Consider the following 9,003-nt stretch of genomic DNA (forward strand, 5'->3'; position numbering starts at 1 on the left):
AAGAGTGCAGCGCGGCATGCGTCTTCTGCGGACCCGCGGGTCCCATTCGCCGGCAAGCGCACCGGCGCTCCGTCTGCATCACATTCGAACAAGTCCGGGAAACCCGCCGCGGCAGCCTCGCCGGGAACCGGCGCCAATATCCGCTCGCCAGCGCCATGCATGGCACATGCAGCACTCGTGGCACGTTCCGTGCGGATCAAAGATTCGAATCAGCGAACAGCGTTGCGCGGCGTACACGCGAACGCGCCTTTCGATCAAGGAGTCGACATGAAATCACGTATCGCCATGGCGGCGCTCGCCGCCTCGTTACTCGCCACTGCCGGTCTCGCATCGGCTCAGCAGTCCTACTACCGCACCGCGCAGGTTCCGGGACAGGCCACCGCCGACACCTGGACCGATCCCGCCGCGCCCGCGCAAAGCGCCATGCAGGGCCAGTCGACCGACACGTCCTACGGCGGCTCGCCGATGACACGCGGCGCGGCCGGCGCAACCACGATGGGCACGATGGACAGTCCGGCCTCCAAGCCCTGCACGCGCGGGCCGCAATGCAATATCTTCTTCGGCCAGTGAATTTTTTAGACTGCGCCAGCATAGGTGCATGACCCGGCGCGTCCGTTCGGTGAGAACGGACGCGCTTCCCTTATCCACGGAATGGCCAGCATGCACTGCGACGAATCTCCCGCACCTCTCTTCGACGAAGGCTTCAACCAAGTCGTGACCGAGACGCGCGAGCCGGACGGTTCGCTCGATGCCGGCCGGAAGTAAGCGCGCGATGGCCACCTCGAAAAGCAAGACCGCGCGCATTCGCGTCGGCGTCGGCGGATGGACGTTCGAGCCGTGGCGCGGCACGTTCTATCCGGACGATCTGCCGCAAAAGCGCGAACTCGAATACGCGAGCCGCGCGCTGACGTCCATCGAAGTGAACGGCACGTTCTACGGCGCGCAAAAGCCCGCGACGTTCATCAAGTGGCGCGACGAAACGCCCGACGACTTCGTGTTCTCGCTGAAGGCGCCGCGCTACGCGACGAATCGCCGGGTGCTCGCCGAAGCGGGCGATACCATCGAGCGATTCTTCGGCAGCGGCGTGCTCGAACTGAAGGACAAGCTCGGCCCGATCAACTGGCAATTCGCGCCGACCAAGAAGTTCGATCCGGAGGACTTCGAACGCTTTCTCGAACTGCTGCCCGCGAAAGTGGAAGGCCGCGCGATTCGTCACGCGGTCGAAGTTCGGCACGAGAGCTTTTGCGATGCGGCCTTCGTTGCGCTCGCGCGGAAGTATCGCGTCGCGGTGGTCATCGCGGGGGATTCGAAGTATCCGCAAATCGCGGATATCACCGCGCCGTTCGTCTATGCGCGCATCATGGGCACGACCGACAAGCAGGCGAAGGGCTATGCGAAAGCGGCGCTCGATCGCTGGGCCGAGCGCGCGAAGACGTGGTCGTCGGGCGGCCCGCCGGACGACTTGCAGACCTTCGGCAAGGCTGCGCCGAAAGCCGCATCGCGCGATGTGTTTCTCTACGTCATCAGCGGATTCAAGGAGCGCAATCCCGCGGCGGCGATCGCGCTCATCGAACGTCTGAAAGGCTAAAGAACCTCTAGCGGACGAGACACGGCTTCTTGTTGTCGAACTTCCAGTTCGGAATCAGATATTGCATCGCGACGCCGTCGTCGCGCGCGCCGAGTCCATGCTGCTTGTACAGTTCGTGCGCCTTCTCGACTTCGTCCATATCCAGTTCGACGCCCAGGCCCGGCGCTTCCGGCACCTTCACTTTCCCGCCGACGATCTGGAGCGGATCGCGCGTCAAACGCTGGCCGTCCTGCCAGATCCAGTGCGTGTCGATAGCGGTAATCTTGCCCGGCGCGGCAGCGGCGACGTGCGTGAACATCGCGAGCGACACGTCGAAGTGATTGTTCGAATGCGAGCCCCACGTCAGGCCCCAGTCGTTGCACATCTGCGCGACGCGCACCGAGCCTTGCATCGTCCAGAAATGCGGATCGGCGAGCGGAATGTCGACCGATTGCAACTGGATCGCATGACCCATCTGACGCCAGTCCGTCGCGATCATGTTCGTCGCCGTCGGCAGGCCGGTCGCGCGGCGGAATTCCGCCATCACTTCGCGGCCGGAGTAGCCGTTTTCCGCGCCGCACGGATCTTCCGCGTAGGCGAGCACGTCGTGCTTGTCGCGGCACAGGCGGATCGCTTCGGCCAAGGACCACGCGCCGTTCGGATCGAGCGTCACGCGCGCATCCGGAAAACGCTCGGCGAGCGCCGTGACGGCTTCGATTTCCGCATCGCCCGCGAGCACGCCGCCCTTCAGCTTGAAATCGTTGAAGCCATAGCGCGCTTGTGCCGCTTCGGCCAGACGCACGACCGCCTCAGGCGTCAGCGCGACTTCGGTACGCACGCGGTCCCAATCGTCCTTGCCGTCCGCGCCGGACGCATACGGCAGATCCGTCTTGTGGCGATCGCCGATGTAGAACAGATAGCCGAGCATTTCCACTTCATCGCGCTGCTGGCCTTCGCCGAGCAAGGCCGCGACGGGCACGCCGAGATGCTTGCCGAGCAGGTCGAGCAGCGCGGCTTCGAGCGCGGTGACGGCGTGGATCGTCGTGCGCAGATCAAAGGTTTGCAGGCCGCGGCCGCCCGCGTCGCGATCGGCGAACTTCGTGCGGACCTGATTCAGCACCGCATGCAGATTGCCGACCGATTGCCCGACGACGAGCGAGCGCGCATCGTCGATCGTCTGGCGGATGTTCTCGCCGCCCGGCACTTCGCCGACGCCCGTGTTGCCCGCGCTGTCCGTCAGGATCACGAGATTGCGCGTGAAGAACGGACCGTGCGCGCCGGACAGGTTCATGAGCATGCTGTCGCGGCCCGCGACCGGCACGACGCGCAATTCGGTGACTTTCGGAGTGTTCGTGGACATGAGCGTGATCCTTCCCAGAGAGGTTGAAGCGGGTTTCAGTGCGCGCCTTGATGCGCGACGTGGCCGTCCGGCGTGCGATCCGAGCGGCGGTTGCGCGTGAAGAAGACCGCGACCGCCGCGATCAGCGATGCGACGCCGAGGCCGTACAAGCCGCCCGACACCGAGCCCGTATGTTGTTGAAGATAGCCGAAGGTCGCAGGCGCGAAGAAACCGCCGAGATTGCCGACCGAGTTGATGAGCGCGAGCACGCCAGCCGCGACGCGCGCATCGAGATAGCCTTGCGGAATCGGCCAGAACAGCGACGACGCCGCCTTGAAGCCGATCGCGGAGAAACAGATCGCGACGAACGAGAGCACCGCGTTGCCGGTCGTCGATGCGAACAGGCCACATGCCGCGATCACGAGCGCCACGGCGACCCACGCCTGCTGGAAGCGCCAGCGCGCGGAGAGCAGCGCGAAGCAGTACATCGCGACGATCGCGATCATCCACGGAATCGTGTTGTAGAGGCCGACCTGGAAATCGGTGAGGCCGCCCATCTTGCGGATGATCGTCGGCAGCCAGAAGGTTGCGGCGTAAATCGTGAGCTGAATCGCGAAATACATGAAGCAGAACAGCACGATCTGCGGATCTTTCAGCAGCTTGATCGCGGGAATGTGGCCGCCGGTGGCCGCTTCGCGTTCCGCCTGTTCGGATGCGATCGCGTTTTGCAGCGCGCGTTGCTCGTCGACGGAGAGCCAGTGAGCATCGCTGATGCGCGATTTCAGCAGCATCCAGCTCACGCCGCAAAGGATGACGGAGAACCCGCCTTCGATCAGAAACATCCACTGCCAGCCGTGCAGGCCGAGACCGCGAATCGACAGCAGACCGCCCGTGATCGGGCCGGACAGAATCGATGCGAACGCCGAGCCGCCGAGGAAAATCGCGATCGCCTTGCCGCGTTCCTTCTGCGGCAGCCATTGCGTGAAGTAATAGATGACGCCCGGGAAGAATCCCGCTTCCGCGACGCCCAGGAGAAAGCGCAGCACGTAGAACGACGTTTCGTTCTGCACGAAGGCCATCATCGCCGCGACGACGCCCCACGTACCCATGATGCGCGTGAGCCACGCGCGCGCGCCGTACTTCTGCATCAGCACGTTGGACGGCACTTCGAACAGCGCATAGCCGATGAAAAACAGACCGCTGCCGAGACCGTACGCCGCCGCGCCGATGCCGAGATCGGTCTGCAAATGCGAGCTCACGAAACCGACGTTCACGCGATCGATGTAGTTCGCGATGAACATGATGAGGAACAAGGGCAGGACATGGCGCTTGACCTTGGCGCTGGCCGATTCGAGCAGATCGGCGGCTGGCGTGGCGGGAATCGTGTTCAAGGGATGCCTCCGGATCGCGTCTCGTGGTACGTTGTCTGATGACATTGTATGGCGAGATGCTTTCGGGGCCAATCGCGTGTTTACCCTTTCTCGGCTCTAGGCTTGTCGTGTATGGCTTACGCGCCTGCGGACACGGAGCGCATGTGCGGACGCTGGCCTTTTAAACTAGGACGTCTGACAACTGCAGAAGCACAAAACCGGTTGCAAAAAGCGACACTGCCGGCGCGAGGCCGGCAGTGTTCAACGAAGACGGGAAAGGCTGACGCTTACTTCTTGTCCTGCCCGATCTCGTGATTCGCCATGATCTCGAGCGCGCGGACCATGCCCGAGTGATCCCACGCCTTGCCGCCGTGCGCGGCGCACGCATTGAACAACTGCATGCACGTCGACGTGTTCGGCAGCGCGACGCCGAGCGATTGCGCCGTCGCGAGCGCCAGATTCAAATCCTTCTGATGCAGCTCGATACGGAAGCCCGGATTGAACGTGCGCTTCGTCATGCGCTCGCCGTGCACTTCGAGAATGCGCGACGACGCGAAGCCGCCCATCAGCGCGGTGCGAACCTTTTCGGCATCGACGCCGGCCTTCGATGCGAGCAAGAGCGCTTCGCCGACCGCCTCGATGGTCGCCGCGACGATCACCTGATTCGCGACTTTGCAGACCTGTCCCGCGCCGACTTCGCCGATCAGCGAGATGTTCTTGCCCATCAGGTCGAAAAGCGGCTTGACCTTGTCGAACGTGGCTTGCGCGCCGCCGACCATGATCGTCAGCGACGCGGCCTTCGCGCCGACTTCGCCGCCGGACACGGGCGCGTCGAGATAATCCGCGCCCTTCTCGCGCACTTTCGCCGCGAATTCGCGCGTGGCGATCGGCGAAATCGAGCTCATGTCGACGACGATCTGACCGCTCTTCAGCTTGCTCGCGACGCCGTTCTCGCCGAACAGCACGCGTTCGACGTCCGGCGTGTCCGGCACCATGATGAAGATGACGTCGGCCTGCTCCGCGACGGCCGCGGGCGAATCACAGGCCGTGGCGCCCGCGCCGGTCAGATCGGCGGGCACGCCGCTGCGCGTGAATGCCGCGAGCTGGACGCCGCCCTTGAGAAGATTGGCCGCCATGGGATTGCCCATGATGCCCAGTCCGATGAAGCCTGCCTTTTGCATGTATCGCTCCTTGATGTCGATTTTCGATGCCGGTTTGTCGAGCGCGACGCTCAGTCCGGGATGAAATGTTTGCGCACGCCCTGCGCCGCGTTTCTGAGCATCCCCAGATCCGCGCACACGGCGACGAATGTGCTGCCCATTGCCAGATAGCGCTCGGCGTCTTCCTGCACGGGCGCGAGAATGCCGCTCGGCTTGCCGGCCGCGTGCGCGCGCTCGAACACATGTGCGATGACCGCCTGCACGTCCGGATGGTTCGCTTGGCCGATGTGACCGTACGATGCCGCGAGATCCGACGGTCCGACGAACAGCGCGTCGACGCCTTCGACCGCGATGATCTCGTCGATCGCTTCGACCGCCGCGCGGCTCTCGATCTGCACCGCGACGCTGATATTGTCGTTCGCGACCTGGAAGTAGTTCGGAACCGTGCCGTAGCGATTGCCGCGATGCCCGACCGACACGCCGCGGATGCCCTGAGGAGGATAACGCGTCGCGGCGACGGCGCGCTCGGCATCGGCGGCGCTGTCGACGAACGGAATCAGGAAATTGACGACACCGCCGTCGAGCAGCTTCTTGATCGCGACGGGATCGTTGGCCTGCGGGCGCACGACAGGCGCGCTCGGGCTGTCTTTCAGCGCCATCAATTGCGGGATGAGCGTGAGCGCGTCGTTCGGCGCGTGCTCGGCGTCGAGCAGCATCCAGTCGAATCCGACCACGCCGACGAGTTCGGTGACGATCGGACTCGCCAGCGACATCCAGCATCCGATCAGCCGCTTGCGCTCGCGCAGCGACGTTCGGAATGTATTGGGCAGCGGTTGATATGGTGACGAAGACGGCATGATGCCTCCCTGTGACGACGGCGATCTGATTGGAAAGCGGCAAGTCCGAACTCATGTAGTTATCGGACGTCTTAACACAGGGTACTGTGGAAACGCGGGAAAACGACAGCGGCGTAAACCCTGCATTCCTTTAGTTTAAGAGATTTCTGCTAAGAATCGTCTACTTCTACTTATACGATGTCTTATATCAATTTGCAGGACATGCGGGCCGCGTCGAATTGACGAAGCGTTCCCCACGCAGGAAGATGCGTCGTCGGACATCCCCACGCGCGAGGCTTATCGCGCCATGCGCGTCGACCGATCCTAAGCGAAGCCAAGACGTCCGACAACGGGCGTAAACGCCGCGCTTCCCAGAACAATATCCATCAGCAGCGAATCACCATGGCCAGTCTCACCGATAAAGTCGTCGCAACCCTGATCGAGGATATCGAACGCGGCGTTCTCCGTCCCGGCGACAAGATCCCGACCGAAGCCGCGCTGATGAAGCAACTGTCGGTGAGCCGGTCCGTGGTGCGCGAGGCGGTGTCGCGCTTGCAGGCGGCGAACGTCGTGGAAACGCGGCACGGCGTCGGCACGTTCATCCGCTCGCCCGAGGAACGCGAATCCGTGCGTCTCGCGGATGCCGACCTGTCGAACCTGCTGGACATCATGGCGATCATCGAATTTCGCATCGATCTCGAAGGCGCCGCCGCCGCGCTCGCCGCCGGCAGGCGCACGGACGCGCATCTGAAGCAGATCGCCGCCGCGCTCAAGCGCTTCGAGGAGCAACTCTCGAACGGAAGTACAGACGTGCTGCAACACGACGTCGAGTTTCACTTGCAGATCGCGCGGGCGAGCGGGAATCGCTATTTCCACGACGTGCTTAGTCAGATGGGACGCGGCGTCAGTCCGCGCACGCGGCTGGGCAAGGCCGAAATCGCGGAGCTGGATCAGATCGAACGTCTGCGCTGTGTGCTGAGCGAGCACAAGGCGATCTATCAGGCGATCGTGCGTCAGGACCCGGACGATGCCCGCGCCGCGATGCGCATGCATCTGAGCAACAGCCGCGAACGGTTGAGACACGCGCATGGCGCTGCCGCCTGAATGAGCGCCGATGTTTTGGGCAGTGCCGCCACGTTGTCTGAGTAAACAAAAGAGTTCGTATGTATACGTGGTAGTAGTTAACAAGCTCGCCGCAAATCGGTGGATAACTGGCAATGCGCTTTTTACGTCAGAGGTTTACCGCGCCGACAACTCCGGTATGGCGGGCGTGGTTTCGGCCTGAACTCGGGACAACTTTCGCGTCGTTTCGACGGACGTCGAGTTGTTCAGAAAGCGCCAACAGTTAACGCGACGATGTGCCAACAAGGTTGTCCACAGGACGATGGCTTTGCATGAACCGAAGTCCGCGCGCGGAACGCCGTTCGAAGTGTTCGCGACGTTTCTCAAACTCGGCCTGACATCGTTCGGCGGACCGGTCGCGCACATCGGCTACTTTCGCGCTGAATTCGTCGAACGCCGGAAATGGCTCGACGACACGAGCTTCACCGATCTCGTCGCGCTATGTCAGTTCCTTCCGGGGCCGGCGAGCAGCCAGGTCGGAATCGCGATCGGCTTCGCGCGCGCGGGATGGATCGGCGCGCTGGCGGCATGGACCGGCTTCACGTTGCCGTCCGCGATTGCGCTGATTCTCTTCGCCCTCGGCCTGGCGCACTCGGCGCAGCTGATTCACTCCGGGATCGTGCACGGTCTCAAGCTCGCGGCGGTCGCCATCGTCGCGCAAGCGGTGTGGGGCATGAAGACGTCGCTGTGTCCGGACCGGTTGCGGGCCGGCATCGCCGTGGCCGCCGCGTTGATCGCGCTGACCGTGCCGTCGGCCGCCGGGCAATTGGGCGCCATCGCGTTCGGCGGAATCATCGGCTGGCGGATGTTGACGCTGACGCATCTGGCGTCGGCGAAGCATCGGCGATATGGCATCGGCAGAACGCAGGGCGCGATGCTGCTCGCGGTTTTTTTCGTGCTGCTCGCTTTGCTGCCGGGCGTCGCCGGTTGGACCGGCGCGAACTGGCTCGCGATGGCGTCGGTGTTTTACCGGTCGGGCTCGCTCGTTTTCGGCGGCGGGCACGTCGTGTTGCCGCTGCTTCAGGCGAGCGTCGTGCCGAACGGATGGGTGCCCAACGATGTTTTTCTCGCCGGATATGGCGCGGCCCAAGCCGTGCCGGGGCCGCTCTTTACCTTCGCCGCGTTTCTGGGCGCGGTGATGCCCGCGCCGCTCGGCGGATGGATCGGCGGTTTCGCGATGGTCGTCGCCATGTTCCTGCCCGCGTTTCTGCTCGTGCTCGGCGCACTGCCGTTCTGGGAGACGTTGCGTCAGCGGGACGCGATACAGCGCGCGATGGGCGGCGTGAACGCGGCGGTCGTCGGCATTCTCGGCGCGGCGCTGTACGACCCGGTCTGGACGAGCGCCGTGCATTCGCGTGCGGATGTCGCGCTGGCGTTGGCCGCGTTCGGTTTGCTCGTCGTGGGGCGCGTGTCTCCGGTGATCGTCGTGGCGCTGACCGCGATCGGCGGATGGGTGATCGGCGCGTGAAAATGAAAAAGGTCCGCGACATGCGCGGACCTCTTTATTCTTTTTCAGCCGATCAACCGACCTTATTCCACCGTCACCGACTTAGCCAGATTGCGCGGCTTGTCGACATCCGTCCCGCGCGCACACGCCGTGTGATACGCG

8 protein-coding genes are annotated in these 9,003 nt (G+C 63.7%); 4 read left to right on the top strand and 4 right to left on the bottom strand.

Translation table 11 applies throughout. The features are described from left to right. Positions 1-267: 267 nt before the first annotated feature. Both NCS02_RS13375 and NCS02_RS13380 read left to right on the top strand, forming a co-directional pair. On the top strand, positions 268-570 hold the full coding sequence (locus NCS02_RS13375; protein WP_239295478.1) for a hypothetical protein: 303 nt from the start codon (positions 268-270) through the stop codon (positions 568-570). A gap of 202 nt (positions 571-772) precedes the next feature. Then, positions 773-1,588 carry a DUF72 domain-containing protein gene (locus tag NCS02_RS13380; protein WP_250460283.1) on the top strand — a complete coding sequence of 272 codons (816 nt, stop codon included), beginning with the start codon at positions 773-775 and terminating at the stop codon, positions 1,586-1,588. A 7-nt stretch (positions 1,589-1,595) separates the two neighbouring features. Here NCS02_RS13380 and gudD read toward each other — a convergent pair whose 3' ends face one another. The 4 genes from gudD to garL all read right to left on the bottom strand — a co-directional run bounded on the left by gudD (position 1,596) and on the right by garL (position 6,293). Beyond that, a complete protein-coding gene (gene gudD / locus NCS02_RS13385; RefSeq protein WP_175979607.1) occupies positions 1,596-2,927 on the bottom strand; it encodes a glucarate dehydratase in 1,332 nt (443 codons plus the stop codon). Positions 2,928-2,962: 35 nt separating this feature from the next. Continuing rightward, positions 2,963-4,297 carry an MFS transporter gene (locus tag NCS02_RS13390; RefSeq protein ID WP_008352655.1) on the bottom strand — a complete coding sequence of 445 codons (1,335 nt, stop codon included), beginning with the start codon at positions 4,295-4,297 and terminating at the stop codon, positions 2,963-2,965. Between the two features lie 266 nt (positions 4,298-4,563). Continuing rightward, on the bottom strand, positions 4,564-5,574 hold the full coding sequence (locus tag NCS02_RS13395; protein WP_268811673.1) for a 2-hydroxy-3-oxopropionate reductase: 1,011 nt from the start codon (positions 5,572-5,574) through the stop codon (positions 4,564-4,566). Beyond that, positions 5,508-6,293, bottom strand: a complete 786-nt coding sequence (gene garL, locus NCS02_RS13400) for a 2-dehydro-3-deoxyglucarate aldolase (protein WP_175979608.1) — start codon at positions 6,291-6,293, stop codon at positions 5,508-5,510. The genes NCS02_RS13395 and garL overlap by 67 nt, the downstream gene beginning before the upstream one ends. Positions 6,294-6,674: 381 nt before the next feature. Here garL and NCS02_RS13405 point away from each other — a divergent pair, with 381 nt between their 5' ends. Continuing rightward, a complete protein-coding gene (locus NCS02_RS13405; RefSeq protein WP_250440268.1) occupies positions 6,675-7,376 on the top strand; it encodes a FadR/GntR family transcriptional regulator in 702 nt (233 codons plus the stop codon). Positions 7,377-7,656: 280 nt separating this feature from the next. After that, positions 7,657-8,862, top strand: a complete 1,206-nt coding sequence (chrA, locus tag NCS02_RS13410; protein WP_250523174.1) for a chromate efflux transporter — start codon at positions 7,657-7,659, stop codon at positions 8,860-8,862. The last annotated feature ends 141 nt before the right edge of the window (positions 8,863-9,003 follow it).

Origin of the sequence: Caballeronia sp. NCF2 (assembly GCF_023631205.1) — a bacterium.
Classification (GTDB): Bacteria; Pseudomonadota; Gammaproteobacteria; order Burkholderiales; family Burkholderiaceae; genus Caballeronia; species Caballeronia zhejiangensis.

What these genes read in the sequence shown, in the direction of transcription:
- NCS02_RS13405 (WP_250440268.1), top strand. Translation starts at nt 6,675, where the DNA reads ATGGCCAGTCTCACCGATAAAGTCGTCGCAACCCTGATCGAGGATATC.
- gudD (WP_175979607.1), bottom strand. Translation starts at nt 2,927, where the DNA reads ATGTCCACGAACACTCCGAAAGTCACCGAATTGCGCGTCGTGCCGGTC.
- chrA (WP_250523174.1), top strand. Translation starts at nt 7,657, where the DNA reads ATGGCTTTGCATGAACCGAAGTCCGCGCGCGGAACGCCGTTCGAAGTG.
- NCS02_RS13375 (WP_239295478.1), top strand. Translation starts at nt 268, where the DNA reads ATGAAATCACGTATCGCCATGGCGGCGCTCGCCGCCTCGTTACTCGCC.
- NCS02_RS13380 (WP_250460283.1), top strand. Translation starts at nt 773, where the DNA reads ATGGCCACCTCGAAAAGCAAGACCGCGCGCATTCGCGTCGGCGTCGGC.
- garL (WP_175979608.1), bottom strand. Translation starts at nt 6,293, where the DNA reads ATGCCGTCTTCGTCACCATATCAACCGCTGCCCAATACATTCCGAACG.